Origin of the sequence: Nocardioides immobilis, from assembly GCF_003515065.1 — a bacterium.
GTDB lineage: Bacteria > Actinomycetota > Actinomycetes > Propionibacteriales > Nocardioidaceae > Nocardioides > Nocardioides immobilis.
This window is the reverse complement of record NZ_QXGH01000021.1, coordinates 35,583-50,617: the sequence shown is the minus strand read 5'-3', so window position 1 is coordinate 50,617 and position 15,035 is coordinate 35,583. Positions and strand designations below refer to the sequence as shown.

The 15,035-nt window shown below is 71.6% G+C and carries 18 protein-coding genes; 11 read left to right on the top strand and 7 right to left on the bottom strand.

Annotated features, from left to right (window positions below):
* The first annotated feature begins 2 nt into the window (after positions 1-2).
* From mobA to D0Z08_RS17325, 4 genes are read left to right on the top strand one after another with little or no spacing between them, the layout of a single operon-like run.
* A complete protein-coding gene (gene mobA, locus D0Z08_RS17340; protein WP_245994078.1) occupies positions 3-587 on the top strand; it encodes a molybdenum cofactor guanylyltransferase in 585 nt (194 codons plus the stop codon).
* A gap of 50 nt (positions 588-637) precedes the next feature.
* Entirely contained in the window at positions 638-1,015 is a 378-nt protein-coding gene (locus D0Z08_RS17335) for a DUF6457 domain-containing protein (protein WP_118926509.1), read from the top strand.
* 30 nt (positions 1,016-1,045) lie between these two features.
* Positions 1,046-2,023 carry an NAD(P)H-quinone oxidoreductase gene (locus tag D0Z08_RS17330; protein WP_118926508.1) on the top strand — a complete coding sequence of 326 codons (978 nt, stop codon included), beginning with the start codon at positions 1,046-1,048 and terminating at the stop codon, positions 2,021-2,023.
* Between the two features lie 33 nt (positions 2,024-2,056).
* Positions 2,057-2,659, top strand: a complete 603-nt coding sequence (locus tag D0Z08_RS17325) for a bacterial proteasome activator family protein (protein WP_118926507.1) — start codon at positions 2,057-2,059, stop codon at positions 2,657-2,659.
* Between the two features lie 54 nt (positions 2,660-2,713).
* Here D0Z08_RS17325 and D0Z08_RS17320 read toward each other — a convergent pair whose 3' ends face one another.
* The 4 genes from D0Z08_RS17320 to D0Z08_RS17305 are packed head-to-tail and all read right to left on the bottom strand — an operon-like array spanning position 2,714 to position 6,624.
* Complete coding sequence (locus D0Z08_RS17320) at positions 2,714-3,433, bottom strand: hypothetical protein (protein WP_118926506.1); 720 nt, start codon at positions 3,431-3,433, stop codon at positions 2,714-2,716.
* Between the two features lie 29 nt (positions 3,434-3,462).
* The gene (locus D0Z08_RS17315) at positions 3,463-4,299 is read right to left on the bottom strand and encodes an HAD family hydrolase (RefSeq protein WP_118926505.1); all 837 of its coding nucleotides are present in this window, start codon (positions 4,297-4,299) and stop codon (positions 3,463-3,465) included.
* The gene (gene serS / locus D0Z08_RS17310) at positions 4,299-5,570 is read right to left on the bottom strand and encodes a serine--tRNA ligase (RefSeq protein ID WP_118926504.1); all 1,272 of its coding nucleotides are present in this window, start codon (positions 5,568-5,570) and stop codon (positions 4,299-4,301) included. The genes D0Z08_RS17315 and serS overlap by 1 nt, the downstream gene beginning before the upstream one ends.
* 49 nt (positions 5,571-5,619) lie before the next feature.
* Complete coding sequence (locus D0Z08_RS17305) at positions 5,620-6,624, bottom strand: aldo/keto reductase (RefSeq protein WP_245994076.1); 1,005 nt, start codon at positions 6,622-6,624, stop codon at positions 5,620-5,622.
* 40 nt (positions 6,625-6,664) lie between these two features.
* Here D0Z08_RS17305 and D0Z08_RS17300 point away from each other — a divergent pair, with 40 nt between their 5' ends.
* The gene (locus D0Z08_RS17300; RefSeq protein WP_245994074.1) at positions 6,665-8,242 is read left to right on the top strand and encodes a bifunctional phosphatase PAP2/diacylglycerol kinase family protein; all 1,578 of its coding nucleotides are present in this window, start codon (positions 6,665-6,667) and stop codon (positions 8,240-8,242) included.
* A 21-nt stretch (positions 8,243-8,263) separates the two neighbouring features.
* On the opposite strand, the gene D0Z08_RS17295 is transcribed toward D0Z08_RS17300, so the two are convergent.
* Positions 8,264-8,653, bottom strand: a complete 390-nt coding sequence (locus tag D0Z08_RS17295) for a DUF4446 family protein (RefSeq protein WP_245994072.1) — start codon at positions 8,651-8,653, stop codon at positions 8,264-8,266.
* A 74-nt stretch (positions 8,654-8,727) separates the two neighbouring features.
* On the opposite strand from D0Z08_RS17295, the gene D0Z08_RS17290 reads away from it, so the two are divergent.
* The 4 genes from D0Z08_RS17290 (at position 8,728) to D0Z08_RS17275 (ending at position 12,538) form a co-directional block, all read left to right on the top strand.
* Positions 8,728-9,558, top strand: coding sequence for a prephenate dehydratase (locus D0Z08_RS17290; RefSeq protein ID WP_118926502.1), 831 nt, complete (start codon positions 8,728-8,730; stop codon positions 9,556-9,558).
* Between the two features lie 262 nt (positions 9,559-9,820).
* Positions 9,821-11,044, top strand: a complete 1,224-nt coding sequence (locus D0Z08_RS17285; protein WP_118926501.1) for an arginine deiminase — start codon at positions 9,821-9,823, stop codon at positions 11,042-11,044.
* A gap of 73 nt (positions 11,045-11,117) precedes the next feature.
* Positions 11,118-11,483: a Crp/Fnr family transcriptional regulator gene (locus D0Z08_RS17280; protein ID WP_118926500.1), complete on the top strand. Its 366-nt coding sequence runs from the start codon at positions 11,118-11,120 to the stop codon at positions 11,481-11,483.
* A 2-nt stretch (positions 11,484-11,485) separates the two neighbouring features.
* Entirely contained in the window at positions 11,486-12,538 is a 1,053-nt protein-coding gene (locus D0Z08_RS17275) for an adenylate/guanylate cyclase domain-containing protein (protein ID WP_118926499.1), read from the top strand.
* A gap of 17 nt (positions 12,539-12,555) precedes the next feature.
* Here the strand turns inward: D0Z08_RS17275 and D0Z08_RS17270 are convergent, their stop codons facing one another.
* A complete protein-coding gene (locus D0Z08_RS17270) occupies positions 12,556-13,497 on the bottom strand; it encodes a DUF5926 family protein (RefSeq protein WP_118926498.1) in 942 nt (313 codons plus the stop codon).
* Between the two features lie 23 nt (positions 13,498-13,520).
* Entirely contained in the window at positions 13,521-14,384 is an 864-nt protein-coding gene (locus D0Z08_RS17265; RefSeq protein WP_245994071.1) for a glycerophosphodiester phosphodiesterase, read from the bottom strand.
* A 38-nt stretch (positions 14,385-14,422) separates the two neighbouring features.
* On the opposite strand from D0Z08_RS17265, the gene D0Z08_RS17260 reads away from it, so the two are divergent.
* Both D0Z08_RS17260 and D0Z08_RS17255 read left to right on the top strand, forming a co-directional pair.
* Complete coding sequence (locus tag D0Z08_RS17260) at positions 14,423-14,719, top strand: helix-turn-helix domain-containing protein (protein ID WP_118926497.1); 297 nt, start codon at positions 14,423-14,425, stop codon at positions 14,717-14,719.
* Between the two features lie 70 nt (positions 14,720-14,789).
* Positions 14,790-15,026 (top strand): PspC domain-containing protein, encoded by a 237-nt coding sequence (locus D0Z08_RS17255; RefSeq protein WP_118926496.1) that lies wholly within the window; start codon positions 14,790-14,792, stop codon positions 15,024-15,026.
* The last annotated feature ends 9 nt before the right edge of the window (positions 15,027-15,035 follow it).

Below are 15,035 nucleotides of genomic sequence, written 5' to 3'. Positions count from 1 at the left end.
GGGTGATTGAGCCCGGCCTGACCAGCTTCGCCGCCATCGTCCTCGCCGGCGGCCAGGCCACCCGTCTCGGTGGCGCCGACAAGGCGACCATCGAGATCCGCGGCCGGAGCCTGCTCGAGCACACGCTCGACGCGGTGATCGACGCGGCGGAGGTGGTCGTCGTCGGACAGCCGGTGCCGACGGACCGCCCGGTGACATTCGTCGTCGAGGACCCGCAGTACGGCGGCCCGGTGGCCGGTCTGCTGACCGGCCGCGACTCGCTGCTCCGGTCGTTCCCCTGGCTGGCCGTCCTCGCCGTCGACATGCCGTTCATCACCGCCACGACGATCCGGCGTCTCCACGATGCGGCGGTCGGGCACGACGGCGCGGTGCTGGTCGACCCCGACCTCCGCCGCCAGCTCGCCTTCGTCGTCGACAGTGCCCGACTCGCCGAGGTGGAGCCGGACCGCGAGGCGCGGCACGGCCGCCCGGTGTCGAGCCTCCTCGACGCGCTGGATCTCGTCTCGGTCCCCGCACTGGGCCACGAGCACCGCGATATCGACTCGTGGACAGATCTGCGGGATCTGGCCGACGAGCCCGAGGTCTGATTCGCCCCGGTCCGGGTCTTGTCACGGGGCGTCTGCAAAGTCACCCTGGGATGGTGAACCTCCACGACTGGATCGATGAGCTGTGCGACCTCCTCGATATCGACAGCGAGGCTGACGAGAGCCTGCTCGGCGACCTCGCCGAGGTCGCGCACGACAACGTGCACCCGGCCGCCGGGCCAGTCACTGCCTACCTGCTCGGCGTGGCCACCGGCGCCAACGAGTCCAACCCGGAAGCGGTCGAGCGGATGGCGGCCAAGGTGCAGGCCCTGGCGGAGGCCTGGGACCGCCCGGCGGGCGCCGCTGCCGCCGAGGACCGCGACGCCGAGGCCGATGAGGAGGTCGCCGAGGAGCTGACCCACCTCGACGAGATCGACGAGGAGATCGACGAGGACGTCGACGCAGAGGAAGAAGAGGACCTTCTGGTCTGACGGTGGGGCCGGGTCGGCAGGATGGGGCACATGCGTGCTGTCACCGTCACCGAGCCCGGTGGGCCTGAGGTCCTGACCATCAGCGAGCTGCCGGATCCGGAGCCGGGGCCGGGCGAGGTGCTCATCGACGTCGCCGCCACGGCGGTCAACCGGGCGGACCTGCTGCAGCGGAGAGGGTTCTACCCGCCGCCGTCGGGTGCGTCCGGCGTGATCGGGCTCGAGTGCAGCGGCACGATCGCGGCGGTCGGTGCGGGCGTGACCGGCTGGACCGTCGGGACACCGGTGTGCGCCCTCCTGGCCGGTGGCGGCTACGCCAGCCGCGTCGTCGTACCGGCGGGGCAGGTGATGCCGCTGCCCGACGGCATCGACGTCGTCACCGCCGCGGCACTGCCCGAGGTCGCCTGCACGGTCTGGTCGAACGTCTTCATGGTGGCGGGCCTGCAGCAGGGCGACGTGTTCCTCGTGCACGGCGGCGCCGGCGGCATCGGGACGATGGCGATCCAGCTGGCGGCGGCACTCGGCGCCCGGGTGTTCACCACGGCCGGGAGCGCGGAGAAGCTCGAGCTGTGCCGGTCGCTGGGCGCCGAGGTCGCGATCAGCTACCGCGACGAGGACTTCGTCGACGTGGTCCGCGCGCACACCGACGGGCGGGGCGCCGATGTCGTGCTCGACAACATGGGCGCGAAGTACCTCGAGCGCAACGTGTCCGTGCTCGCCGACGAGGGCCGGCTCGTCGTCATCGGCCTGCAGGGCGGCGCCAAGGCCGAGCTCGACCTCGGCCGGCTGCTCGCGAAGCGCGGCGCGGTCATCGCCACCACCCTCCGGTCGCGGCCGGTCGAGGGCAAGGCCGCGATCTGCGCCTCCGTCGTCGAGCACGTCTGGCCGCTGGTGGCCGACGGGCAGGTCCGGCCGATCGTGCACGAGGTCCTCCCCCTGGACCAGGTCGCCGAGGCGCACCGGATCGTCGAGAACAGCACCCACACGGGGAAGGTGCTGCTCGCCCTCTGAGCGGTCCTACGCGGGCCGATTAGTGTTGGGCGCATGAGCGAGCAGTCTCCCGAGGCCCCTGAGCAACAGATCGTCATCATCGGCCCCGACGGGCAGCCGGTGGCGTCGATGCCGGCGAGCGCCGTCGCCAACCAGGACGGCGACTCCGACGACGAGGGCGAGCGCGCACTGACCGACCTCGTGGAGCAGCCGGCGAAGGTGATGCGGATCGGCAGCATGATCCGGCAGCTGCTCGAGGAGGTGAAGGCGGCGCCCCTCGACGACGCGAGCCGCCAGCGACTCCGCGACATCCACCAGGCGTCGATCAAGGAGCTCGAGGAGGGCCTGGCGCCCGAGCTGGTCGAGGAGCTGGAGCGACTCTCGCTGCCGTTCATGGAGGACGCAACCCCGTCCGACGCCGAGCTCCGGATCGCGCAGGCCCAGCTCGTCGGATGGCTCGAGGGCCTCTTCCACGGCATCCAGACCGCGATCTACGCGCAGCAGATGGCTGCCCGCGCGCAGTTCGAGCAGATCCGGAAGGCGCTGCCCCCGGGCATGCACGCGCAGGGCGCCCCGGGCGCCCAGCCGGGGCAGCCGGGCGGGCCGCCGGCGCCTCCGGCCCAGGACGAGGGTCGATCGGGCGGCATGTACCTCTGAGTGCGTCGTACCTGAAGAAACGGCCCAGAATTCCGCGGAATTGGGGCCGGAACTTCAGGTACGACGGCGGCTGATCCGCGCGAGCAGCAGCAGGCCGAGCACGCCCAGCAGCGCGAGCGCCGCGCCCGGGGCGGCCAGCCGCCCGAGGGACGGCGTCGAGCGGGCGCCGTCGTCCGGCGTGGAGAGGGTGTAGTCGACGTCCTCGCCGGCGGGCTCGTCGAGAGCGCTGCTGACCTTGTCGCGGATCTCGGCGGTGAGCCCGCCCGGCAGTGGCCGGGTGCCCGAGCAGGGCCCGGCGTCGAGGTGGTTCTTCCCCTCCTCGCCGGAGGCGAAGAAGAGGTACGTCGCGCCCGTCCGCAGCCGGCCGAGGCCCTCGTCGGCGACCGTCCCAGTGACGACCACGACCTTGTCCGCCAGCTGCAGGGCGCTCCGGAACGGGAAGTCGACCTCGACGGTGTGCTCCCAGCCGGTCGTCCGGGTGTTGGGGTTGTTGGGCGGCGCGTCCGTGGGCGACCCGTTGTTGCCGCTGGCCTTGCCCTCGCCGCCGCCGACGCTGGTGCGCGCCTCGGACTTGAGGACCTTCCCGGCGAACACGTCGGTCACGCCCTCGGCGTCGGCTCGGGCCCGGACCGCGGCGGGGTCGTCCAGGTCGAGCTCGTTGCACTCGGCCATGCCCCCCGGCGGCGCCGGCGCGGCAGTGGCGGGCGCTGCGGCGAACGCACAGGCGAGGACGACGAACACCATCGAGAGGGTCGTCCGGAGCACCGCGATCACCCCGCCAGCCTAGCCATGACGGGCCGGGGTCAAGCGAACCACCGGTCCAGCTCGACCGCGGCGCCGTCCTCGTCCACGGGGCCGGTGACGTGGTCGGCGGCGTCGTGGACCTCCTGCACCGCCTGGCCCATCGCGACCCCGCGACCGGCCCAGGTCAGCATCTCGATGTCGTTGCGCCCGTCACCGATCGCGAGCACGTCCTCGGCGCCGATGCCGAGCTCGTCGGCGACGTACCGCAGGCCCGACGCCTTGGACACGCCCACCGGCGACAGGTCGAGCCACGCGGTCCAGCCGACGACGTAGTCGGTGCCGTGGAGGCCGAGATCGGCCGCCATCGTGAGGAAGTCCTCCGCGGTCGCCTTCGGGTCACGGATGATCACACGGCTGACCGGAGCGGAGACCAGGTCCTCGAGCTGGGTGACGATGGTCTCGCCGCCGAGCTCCCCGTCGGGGAACGGCGCCGACACCCGGTAGCCCACGCCCCGCTCCTCGATGGCGACCAGGGCGTCCGGGTGCCGCTCGAGTACGGCGTGCACCGCCGGTGCGGCGTCGAAGGTCTCCTCGTGCACGATCTCCATCGGTGGGTGCCGCACCAGCACCGACCCGTTGGACGCGACGATCCACAGTCGACCGTCGGGCGTGAGCGGGTCCCGCAGGCCGAGCTGCTCGGCGATGGCGGTCATGCTGTGCGGCGCCCGGCCCGAGGCGAGCACGATGTGCGTACCGGCGGCCATCGCCCGGTGGACGGCGTCGCGCACGGCGTCCGGCACGATCTCGTGCGTCTTGCCGGCTCCCTGCACCCACTTGAGCAGGGTCCCGTCGATGTCGAGCGCGACCAGCTTCGGCTGCCAGGCTCCGTTCGGCATCAGACCGGCTTGAGCTCTTCGAGACCGCCGAGGTAGGGCCGCAGCGCCTCGGGCACCCGGACCGACCCGTCGGCCTGCTGGTGGGTCTCCAGGATCGCCACGATCGCGCGCGGGATCGCCGTCAGCGTGCCGTTGAGGGTGGCGATCGCCTTGGTCTGGCCCTCCTCGCGGACCCTGATGTCGAGCCGGCGGGCCTGGAAGTCGGTGCAGTTCGACGTCGACGTCAGCTCGCGATAACGGCCCTGGGTCGGGATCCAGGCCTCGCAGTCGAACTTCCGGATCGCCGAGAGGCCGAGGTCGCCGGCGGCGGTGTCGATCACCCGGTAGGCGAGCTCGAGCTTGTCGAGGAACTCCTTCTCCCACGCCAGCAGCCGCTGGTGCTCGGCGTACGACTCCTCGATCGTGGTGTAGACGAACATCTCGACCTTGTCGAACCAGTGCACCCGGATGATGCCGCGGGTGTCCTTGCCGTGCGAGCCGGCTTCCTTGCGGAAGCAGGGGCTGAACGCCGCGTAGCGGCGGGGCAGGGTGGCGGCGTCGAGGATCTCGTCGGAGTGGTACGCCGCCATCGCGACCTCCGAGGTGCCGACCAGGTAGAGGTCCTCCCCCTCGATCCGGTAGACGTCGTCGGCGGCCTGGCCGAGGAACCCGGTGCCCTCCATCGCCCGCGGCCGCACCAGGGCGGGCGCGATGACCTGCGTGAAGCCGGCCGCGCGGGCCTGGTCGAGCGCCAGGTTGACGAGCGCGAACTCGAGCTGCGCGCCGACCCCGGTGAGGAAGTAGAAACGGCTGCCGCTCACCTTGGCGCCGCGCTCGATGTCGATCGCGCCGAGCAGCTGGCCGATCTCCACGTGGTCGCGCGGCTCGAAGCCCTCGGCCGCAAAGTCGCGCGGCGTACCGATGTGCTCGATGACGGTGTAGTCGTCCTCTCCGCCGGCCGGCGCCTCGTCGGCCGCGAGGTTCGGGATCGTCTTGAGGATCTCGCTCCACTCCTCCTCGGCGGCGACCCGCGCGGCCTCGGCGTCCTTGACCTCCGCGGCGAGCGTCTTGGTCTGCGCGAGCAGCTGCTGCTTCTCCTCGGGCGCGGCCCTCGGGATCTTCGCGCCGAGGGCCTTCTGCTCGGCCCGCTTCGCCTCGAACGTCGCGATCGCGGTACGGCGTGCGGTGTCGGCGGCGAGCGCGCGGTCGACCACCTCGACGGACAGCCCGCGCTTGGCCTGGGCGGCACGGACGCGGTCGGGCTCGTCGCGGAGGATGCGCGGGTCGATCATGGGGCTGAGGCTATCGGGAGCCCCGAGGGGGCATCCAACTCGATTGGGCTCAGTACGGCGCGATCGGCTCGGGTGGCGGAAAGATGGAGTCGAGCTCGGCGAGATCCTCGGCCCGGGGCACCCAGGACCCGGCCGCGGCGTTGGCCGCCACCTGCTCCGCACTGGTGGCCCCGGCGATCACGCTGGCCACCGGCTGCTGGGCCAGCAGCCAGCCGATCGCGACGGTGACCTCGCTGACCCCGCGCGATGCGGCGAACTCGGCGTAGCGACGGAGCTCCGGCGACGTCGCGACCTCGAGCAGGTGCTGGCGGGTCTTGCCCAAGCGGGTGCCCTCGGGGGCAGTGCCGGCGGCGTACTTGCCGGTCAGGAGCCCGTTGGCGAGCGGGAAGTACGGCAGCACGCCGACGCCGTACGCCTGGCACGCCGGCAGCACCTCGAGCTCGGCCCGCCGGTCGATCAGGTTGTACTGGTTCTGGCTCGACACGAACCGCTCGACGCCGAGCTCGCGGGCGACGTACTCCGCCTCGGCGATCTGCCAGCCGGCCCGGTTCGAGTGGCCGACGTAGCGGACCTTGCCGGCGCGCACCAGGTCGTCGAGCGCGCTGAGCGTCTCGTCGATCGGGGTCGCCGGGTCGGGCGTGTGGAACTGGTAGAGGTCGATCCAGTCGGTGCCGAGCCGCCGCAGCGACGACTCGACGGCGGTGACGACGTACCGCCGGCTGCCGCGGGCGCCGAAGTCCGGACCGTTGACCCCGTGCATGTCCATGCCGAACTTGGTCGCGACCACGACCTGGTCGCGCCGGCTGCTCAGCGCGTCGCCCAATCGCTCCTCGGAGAGCCCGCGACGGGCCCCGTAGGTGTCGGCGACGTCGAACAGCGTGATCCCGGCGTCCAGGGCGGCGCCGACCACGCGGTCGGTGCCCTCCTGCGACTCGGTCGCCGTCCCGGGTCGGCCGAGGTTGTTGCACCCCAGGCCGACGGCGGAGACGACCAGACCGGAGCTGCCCAGGCGGCGCAACGGCGGGCTCGACGAGGAGCTCGGATCCCTACTCACGAGTACGACGTTAGCGGGCGGATGCCTTAGCCTCACGGGCGTGCTGGACCGCCCTCGTCAGACTCCCCTGATCTTCGGGATCGCCTGCCTGCTCCTGTTCGGGGTGCTCGCGGTGGGTGTCTCGCTGGACTGGGCGTGGCTCGTCGACCTCGACGACTCCGGGCGGGACCTGCGCCGGTGGGCCGACGACAGCGACGGCCTGCACAACACGCTCCGCGTGGTCGAGATCGCCCTCGACCTGCTGCCGGTCGTGGTCTACTCGCTCGTCCTCGCCGGCGTGATGTACGCCAAGCACCACCGCCGCGCCGGCACCCTGATCCTCGCCGTCATGACGGCAACGATCGCCCTGACCCAGGGCGTCAAGCTGCTGGTCGGGCGCGACCGGCCGCTCTGGCAGAGCGACCTGGGCCTGCTCGACAGCCGCGCGTTCCCGTCCGGCCACGCCTCGCAGGTCACCGCCCTCGCCGGCCTGGCGCTGGTGCTCGTCGTGATGCTGGTCCGGCGCGCCAACATCCGGCAGCTGATCGCGGCCGGGCTGGTCGCCGTCGTACTCCTCGCCTGCGCGGACCGGATCCTGCTCGGCCGGCACTACTGGACCGACCTCGCCGGCGGCGTCCTGCTCGGCGCGGGGCTGGTTCTGCTCGGGGTCGCGCTCTACAACCCGCTCCCCCGCAGCCACGCCGCCAAGGCGCTGCCGCTGCCGCAAGCCATCCCGTCGACCAACGACCTCGCGGTCATCCTCAACCCGATCAAGGTCGAGGACGTCGCGCAGTTCCAGTCGATCGTCAACCAGATGGCCCTCGACTCCGGCTGGAAGGAGCCGCGGTGGTACTTCACCACCGTCGAGGACTCCGGCACCGGCCAGGCCGAGCAGGCGTCGATCGACGGCGCCGACCTCGTCATCGTCTGTGGCGGCGACGGCACCGTGCGGGAGGTGTGCGCCGAGCTGGCGGGCACCGGGATCCCCGTCGGCATCGTGCCGGCGGGCACCGGCAACCTGCTCGCCCGCAACCTCGACATCCCGCTCTTCATCCGCGCCGCGATCGACATCGCCATCAACGGCCAGGACCGCGCCATCGACATGGTCAAGGCCACGGGCGACGGCATCGAGGACACCCACTTCATGGTGATGGCCGGGATGGGCTTCGACGCCGCGATCATGGAGGGCGTCAACGAGGAGATCAAGAAGAAGGTCGGCTGGCTGGCCTACGTGCTCTCCGCGCTCAAGGCGCTGATGTTCCCGACCATGAAGCTCGAGGTGTCGGTCGACGGCGGCCCGTTCACCAAGCACCGGGCCCGGACCTGCGTCGTCGGCAACGTCGGCAGCCTGCAGGGCGGCATGAACCTGATCCCCAACGCGGCCATCGACGACGGGCAGCTCGACGTCGTCCTGCTCTACCCCCGCCGGTTCCTCAGCTGGATCCCGCTCGTCGTCCGGGTGCTCAGTCGGCGCGAGGAGCGCGCCGGCGAGTCCGTCGCCCGCTTCACCGGCCGGACCGTCGTCGTCCGTGCGTCACTCGAGGTGCCCCGCCAGCTCGACGGCGACACGATCGGGCCGGGCAAGGAGCTGCACATGGAGTGCATCCACGGCCGCCTGTTGGTCCGCGTGCCCCGCTGAGCCAACGCCCCCCGACCTACGTCAGGGCTTGGCGTGGGTGATCGCCTCGGTCTCCTCGGGTGACAGCTCCTGGTCGCTGCGCCACGAGGTGACGGACTTCGTGTAGGTGCGGGCCTCGTTGCGGCCGCGGATCGACGTGAGCACGACGCCGTCGCCCGCGTCGTCGAGGAGCGCGAGCGACCACGAGAGCCGGCCGCCCATCTCCTCGAACGCGTCGTACCGGACGACCGCGAGGTGCCGCAGCGCGCCTGCAGCCTCCTTGCGGAGCGCGGCCACCTCCTTGCGCAGGCCGAGTACGTCGGCCGGGAGCTCACCCTCGGCCGTCGGCCGCACCCGGAGATAGGTCAGGAACGCCACGACCAGGGCGAGAAGGGCGACGAAGATGGCGATGCTCGCGAGCACGGTGGGCACCCTCCAGAAACTAGGCGGTGTCACGGGCGAAGCCGCGGCGGCAGGCCGGTGCGACCCGCCATTACCCTTGCCGCATGGCTCGCATCGCCTACCAGGGGGAACCTGGCGCGAACTCCCACCTCGTGTGCAAGCAGCACTACCCGGACTGGGAGTCGGTGCCCTGCGCCTCGTTCGAGGACGTGTTCGCGGCCGTGACCAGCGGCGACGCCGACCTGGCGATGATCCCGATCGACAACTCGATCGCCGGCCGGGTGGCCGACATCCACCACTTCCTGCCGGAGTCCGACCTCCACATCGTGGCGGAGCACTTCCTGCGCATCGAGTTCTCGCTGATGGCGGCGCCCGGAGCGACCTTCGACACCATCCGCACGGTGCACAGCCACGTGCACGCGCTGGGCCAGTGCCGCAAGGTGATCCGCGAGCTCGGTCTCACGCCGCTCATCTCCGGCGACACCGCCGGCGCCGCCCGCGAGGTCGCCGAGGCTGCCGACCCCACCCAGGCCGCGATCGCGCCGCCGCTCGCCGCCGACATCTACGGACTCGAGATCCTCCGCGACGACATCGAGGACGAGGAGCACAACACCACGCGGTTCGTCGTACTCTCCCGCGACTTCGTCGCCGCCCCCCGCGACAACGGGCCGGTCGTCACGACCTTCGTCTTCAACGTCCGCAACCTCCCGGCCGCGCTCTACAAGGCGCTCGGGGGCTTCGCCACCAACGGCATCAACATGACCAAGCTCGAGAGCTACATGGTCGGCGGCGAGTTCGCCGCGACCCAGTTCCTCGCCGAGGTCGACGGCCACCCCGACGACGCCGGCCTCAAGCGGGCGCTCGAGGAGCTGGCGTTCTTCACCACCGACGTCAAGATCCTGGGCGTCTACCCCGCCGACCCGTTCCGGGGCTGACGTGACGCGCGTCGAGCAGTGGGGAGCGGCGTACCGAGGTCGAGGAAGAGGAGGTGGAGCAGGTCCTCGACGAGTCGACCGCGGCCATCCTCGCCTCGCTCGACGACCTCAAGCAGCAGGTCGCGTCACTCGAGGCGCGCCTCGAAGCGCGCGACTGAATGACCGCGGACGTCATACGGTGGGCACCGCGGGCGGTGCGAGACGTATGACGTCCCGCGTCGCCGACCACGAAGATTGTCTGACAATCCATTAAGGTGCCCGCATGACCGAGAACCCTGGGAACCCCGGCGTCGACAGCGAGGTGGGTCGGCTCCGCACGGTGATGCTGCACCGCCCGGGCCTCGAGCTCCAGCGGCTCACGCCCCGCAACAACGACCGGCTGCTCTTCGACGGCGTGCCGTGGGTGGCCCGCGCGCAGGACGAGCACGACGCGTTCGCCGACGCGCTGCGCGAGCGCGAGGTCGAGGTCGTCTACCTCACCGAGCTGCTGACGGAGACCCTCGCCGACCCCGAGGCCAGGGACATCGCGATCGAGACGGCGCTGACCGATCTCGACCTCGGCGAGACGCTCCGGGTCTACCTGCGCGGGTTCCTCGGTGACGCCACCCCGGAGGAGCTCTCGGTCTACCTCACCGCCGGCATCCGCAACGACGAGGTGCGCGGCGGCTTCGGGCTGGTGACGACGCTGCTGGCGTTCGACGACTTCCTCGTCGACCCGCTGCCGAACCTGCTGTTCACCCGTGACTCCTCGGTCTGGGTGCGCGACCGGGTCGCCATCACGTCCCTCGCGATGCCGGCCCGCAAGCGCGAGACCCAGCTGACCGAGCTGATCTACCGCCACCACCCGCGGTTCGCGGCCAGTCCGCGGATCCTCGGCCACCACTTCGAGCACGTCGAGGGCGGCGACGTGCTCCTGCTGTCGCCGGGCGTGATCGCCGTCGGCGTGGGAGAACGTACGACGCCCGCGGGCGCCGAGCGGTTCGCGCGCCAGGTCTTCGAGTCGGGGCTGGCGGAGACCGTGCTCGCCGTACCGATCGCCCAGGAGCGGGCGACGATGCACCTGGACACGGTGTGCACGATGGTCGACGTCGACAAGGTGGTGATGTACCCCAACGTCGCCGACACGCTCACGGCGTACGCCGTCACCCGCCGGGCGGACACCCACCCGACCCATATCGAGCTGGAGGTCGCCTCGCCCGAGCCGTTCCTCGTCGCGGCCGCCAAGGCGATGCAGCTCGACACGCTGCACCAGATCGACACGGGCCTCGACCCGGTGACGGCGGAGCGGGAGCAGTGGGACGACGGCAACAACACACTGGCCCTGGCGCCGCGGCTGGCGGTCGCCTACGAACGCAACGACGGCACCAACAGCCGCCTCGAGGACACGGGCATCGAGGTGATCCGGATCGCCGGCTCCGAGCTGGGGTCGGGACGCGGTGGGCCCCGATGCATGAGCTGTCCCATCGCGCGTGACCCCCTCCCCTGACGCCACGTTACGGATAAGGTCACTCCAAGCGCGGGTGCCGCGCTCATGGGGAGACCGCACCGAAAGGGTCAGCATGGCAACGTTCTTCGAGCACTTCACTCCCAAAGAGGTCGCAAAGATCAGCGGCGTCGGACGCCGCGTGCACCTTCCGGAGGGCTGGTCCCCGATCTGGAAGGACACCCCCGCGGACAAGGCCTACATCATCCTCGACGGCACTGTCTCCGTTCGGGTCGACGGCAGCGAGATCGCGCAGCTCGGCGCCGGTGACATCGTCGGCGAGGCCGCGATCATGGGCCACAAGCTGCGCAACGCGACCATCGTCGCGCTGACCGAGCTCGACACGATCCACCTCACCGACGAGACGCTGCTCAAGCTCGACGCCGAGATGCCGTCCTTCCACCAGGCCCTGGTCGAGGTCGCACAGTCCCGCGTCAGCTGAACATGATCGCACCCGAATCGCCGGCCGAACCGGCCATCGCACCGTCGGCCGGCCCGGGTGTGCTCGACGCTCTCGAGGAGCGTCTGCTGGGAGAGCGGCCCGCACTCACGCAGGTAGAGGTGGCCGAGCAGGCGGGCATGTCGCTCGAAGCCGCCCGCGAGCTCTGGCACCTGCTCGGCTTCGCCCACGCCGAGCCCGAGGAGCGGGCGTTCACCGACAGTGACGTCCAGGCCCTCAAGAACACCCAGGCCCTGATCAACCTCGGCATCATCACCCAGGACAGCCAGGACGGGCTGGTCCGGACGCTGGGCCGCAGCTTCGCCCGCCTGGCCGAGTGGCAGGTCAGCCTGCTGGCCGAGACCGCGCTGGACACAGGGATCGACCCGGCCGACGGCATCCTGGCCCTCGCCGACGAGGTGATGCCGAAGGTCGAGGACCTGCAGTCGTTCATCTGGCGGCGGCACGTGCTGAACGCGGCGTCCCGGATGCTGGCGGTCGCCGGCAATGGTGACCGCGCGAGCAACCGGGCGGTCTGCTTCGTCGACATAGTCGGCTACACGTCACGCTCGCGGACCCTCTCCGACCGCGAGCTCGTCGGCTGGCTGGAGGCGTTCGAGACCGCCGCCCTCGACACCGTGATCGAGCACAACGGCCGGATCATCAAGAACATCGGCGACGAGGTCCTGATCGTCGCCGACACCGCCGAGGAGGCCGCCGCGATCGCGTCGGAGCTGACCCGGCGCGGGGCCGACCCCGACGACGAGTTCCCGGCGGTCCGCGCGGGAGTGGCGTACGGCGAGGTGGTCACCCGCCTCGGCGACGTGTTCGGGCCGGTCGTCAACATCGCTGCTCGCCTCACCAGCGTCGCGCGGCCGGGCACGGTCCTCATCGACCGCGGGATGTACGCCGCGCTGACCGGCTCCGACAGCGAAGACACCGACGATGCCGATCGCGAGCACACCGACGGGTTGCCGTACCGCCTCCGCCGGGTGCGCCGGGTGTCGGTGAAGGGCTACTCCCGTCTGCACACCTGGGCGCTCCAGCCGAGGGACTGAGCCGGGCTCAGCGAGGTTCAGCGAATCGTGACCTGACGGTTCGCGAGGCCGGCCCGGGCCGAGCGCTCCTCGGTCGTGAGCTCGGCGTCGTCGGCGAGCGCCTGGTCGAGCCGGGCGCGCAGCTCCGCGGCCGCGTCCTCGACTCCTTCGACGCCGGTGCCCGGCGGGAGCTCCCAGACCGGCGCGACGACGCCGTGGGCGCGGAACATGCCGATGAGGCGGGCGCCGTCGACGACGCGGTCCTCCCCGGCGACGTGCAGCCGCGCGAACGCGTCCAGCAGGTCGTCCTCGGGCTCGGGCATCACCCAGCGCAGGAACTCCTTGTCGCCGAGAAGGGTCCAGTACGCCGACGCGACCGATGCCAGACGGGCGGTCGGTGACGTGGCGCCCTGCGCCTGCTCGAGCGCCTCGGCCAGCTCCGGGGAGTCCTCGACGTCGGACACCCAGAAGTCGAAGCCTTCGTGCACCTCGATCTGCAGCGGCTCGTCGGCGACGAGGTCCTGCAGCCGTGGGCCCTGGCCGGGCGACTCGGTGAGCCCGACCATGGGCGTGCCGGGCTCGGCGTCGAGCGCCGCGAGCAGCACGGCAGCGAGGTCGCGCGAGGGGTCGCCGAAGCTGTGCTGGACCTGGAGGCCGAGCCAGACCTCGCCACTCTCCCGGACCATGGCAGGGGCGGCCATCGGGAGCAGCGTGCAGACCCGGACGGCGCGGTCGGCGTACTCCCCGGTCAGCGGCAGCGCCGCAGACGCGGCCGGCACCAGCTCCCGCATCGCGACCAGGTCGCACTCGGACGCGAGGCCGTCGAACGGGCGCTTCACGAACACGGTGCCGCCGCCCGGGGCGCCGTGACACGCCTTGTAGCGCTTGCCGGAGCCGCACGGGCAGGGCTGGCGCGGCCCGACCTCTCCGGGCGCGGTGGTCTCGGCGGCGCGCGTCTTCGCACGGTTCTTCTTGGCCATGGCCCCAGAACCTATCGGCAGCCCTATCCGGCCACTTCACCCCGGCCGTCGAGCAGGTCGAGGATGTACGCCGGCCGGTCGGTGATCACGGCCCGCACGCCCATCTTCAGGCACAGGTCCAGGTCGGGCTCGGTGTTGACCGTCCAGACGTGGACCGGCCGGTCACCGCGGCGCATGCTCTCCACGATCCGCGGGTGCTCGCGCAGCAGGTTGATGCCCGGTCCCATGATCGTGTCGCTGCCGACGACGCGCCGCAGCATCGGCCACGCCGCCGGCTTGTCGATGAGCTGCACCCGCGCGACGTCGGGCGCCAGCCGCTCCACGCGTTGCAGCGCGGTGAACGAGAAGCTCATCACCCGCACCGGCGACCCGGGTGTCTCCCAGCCGAAGTCGCGCAGCATCTCGACCAGCCGCTTCTCGACCAGCCCGCCGAACCGGGTGGGGTGCTTGGTCTCGATCGCCACCTCGACCCGCCGGTCGTAGTCGGCGACCGTCTCCAGCAGCTTGCGGAGGGTGAGCACCTTGCCGAGGTCCTCGTCGCGGTCCGGTGCCTCGTCGTCGAGGTCGGCCCACGGGTTCTTCCACGCGGAGAAGTCCAGCTCGTTGAGCTCGGCGAGGTCCATCGTCGACACCAGCCCGCGGGTGCTCGCCGTCCGACGCAGGTCGCGGTCGTGCACGCAGACCAGATGGCCGTCGGCGGTCAGCCGTACGTCGCACTCCAGCCCGCCGGCACCGGCGTCGAGTGCGCGGAGATACGCGCCCAGGGTGTGCTCGGCGATCTCGTGACTGGCGCCGCGGTGGGCGACGACCTGCGGCCGCATGCCGAGAATGATGCCGTAGGTCGTGGCCGCGCAGGACCATCCCGTCCGTACGCCGGGAGCGAACATCCCTGTCACGGTGCCTCGGCCCGGCCTAGCGTCGACCCATGGGTGAGGTCATCAGGTTTCCCGCGCCGTCCACGCCGGCGCCCGTCGAGCCGCTGTGGCGCGAGGCCGCCGGCGAGGAGATCCGGCAGGAGCGCCACCGCAGCGAGCGGACCTTGTCCGACGTCGCCCAGCGGGCCGGGATCTCGGTGCAGTACCTGTCCGAGGTCGAGCGCGGCCTCAAGGAGCCGAGCTCCGAGGTGCTGGCTGCCGTGGCCGGTGCGCTCGGGTTGCGGATGGCCGACCTGACGCTGCGGGTCGCGCGGCGGCTGCACGGACCGGTCTGCCTCGCCGCGTAGGCGCCGGATCAGGGGGCGGTCAGGGTCGATCCCCGATGTCCGCACGTCGCGGGCGCGGCACGCTGGGGCAATGAGCAGCTACGAGCCCTACTCCCCGCAGGTCCCCGCCCAGCCGACCGGGCGGAGCCTCCTGGTGCGCAGCCGTCACAACCGGATGCTCACCGGGGTCTGCGGCGGCTTCGCCGACTACACCGGCATCGACGCCAACATCATCCGGATCGCCCTGGTCGCGGCCACCATCTTCGGCTTCGGGTCGCCGGCCATCGTCTACCTGGCCGCCTGGATCCTGCTCCCCGAAGGGCAGTGACCGCGCGGC

What these genes read in the sequence shown, in the direction of transcription:
- D0Z08_RS17335 (WP_118926509.1), top strand. Translation starts at nt 638, where the DNA reads ATGGTGAACCTCCACGACTGGATCGATGAGCTGTGCGACCTCCTCGAT.
- D0Z08_RS17330 (WP_118926508.1), top strand. Translation starts at nt 1,046, where the DNA reads ATGCGTGCTGTCACCGTCACCGAGCCCGGTGGGCCTGAGGTCCTGACC.
- D0Z08_RS17325 (WP_118926507.1), top strand. Translation starts at nt 2,057, where the DNA reads ATGAGCGAGCAGTCTCCCGAGGCCCCTGAGCAACAGATCGTCATCATC.
- D0Z08_RS17315 (WP_118926505.1), bottom strand. Translation starts at nt 4,299, where the DNA reads ATGCCGAACGGAGCCTGGCAGCCGAAGCTGGTCGCGCTCGACATCGAC.
- serS (WP_118926504.1), bottom strand. Translation starts at nt 5,570, where the DNA reads ATGATCGACCCGCGCATCCTCCGCGACGAGCCCGACCGCGTCCGTGCC.
- D0Z08_RS17290 (WP_118926502.1), top strand. Translation starts at nt 8,728, where the DNA reads ATGGCTCGCATCGCCTACCAGGGGGAACCTGGCGCGAACTCCCACCTC.
- D0Z08_RS17285 (WP_118926501.1), top strand. Translation starts at nt 9,821, where the DNA reads ATGACCGAGAACCCTGGGAACCCCGGCGTCGACAGCGAGGTGGGTCGG.
- D0Z08_RS17280 (WP_118926500.1), top strand. Translation starts at nt 11,118, where the DNA reads ATGGCAACGTTCTTCGAGCACTTCACTCCCAAAGAGGTCGCAAAGATC.
- D0Z08_RS17275 (WP_118926499.1), top strand. Translation starts at nt 11,486, where the DNA reads ATGATCGCACCCGAATCGCCGGCCGAACCGGCCATCGCACCGTCGGCC.
- D0Z08_RS17270 (WP_118926498.1), bottom strand. Translation starts at nt 13,497, where the DNA reads ATGGCCAAGAAGAACCGTGCGAAGACGCGCGCCGCCGAGACCACCGCG.
- D0Z08_RS17265 (WP_245994071.1), bottom strand. Translation starts at nt 14,384, where the DNA reads ATGTTCGCTCCCGGCGTACGGACGGGATGGTCCTGCGCGGCCACGACC.
- D0Z08_RS17260 (WP_118926497.1), top strand. Translation starts at nt 14,423, where the DNA reads ATGGGTGAGGTCATCAGGTTTCCCGCGCCGTCCACGCCGGCGCCCGTC.
- D0Z08_RS17255 (WP_118926496.1), top strand. Translation starts at nt 14,790, where the DNA reads ATGAGCAGCTACGAGCCCTACTCCCCGCAGGTCCCCGCCCAGCCGACC.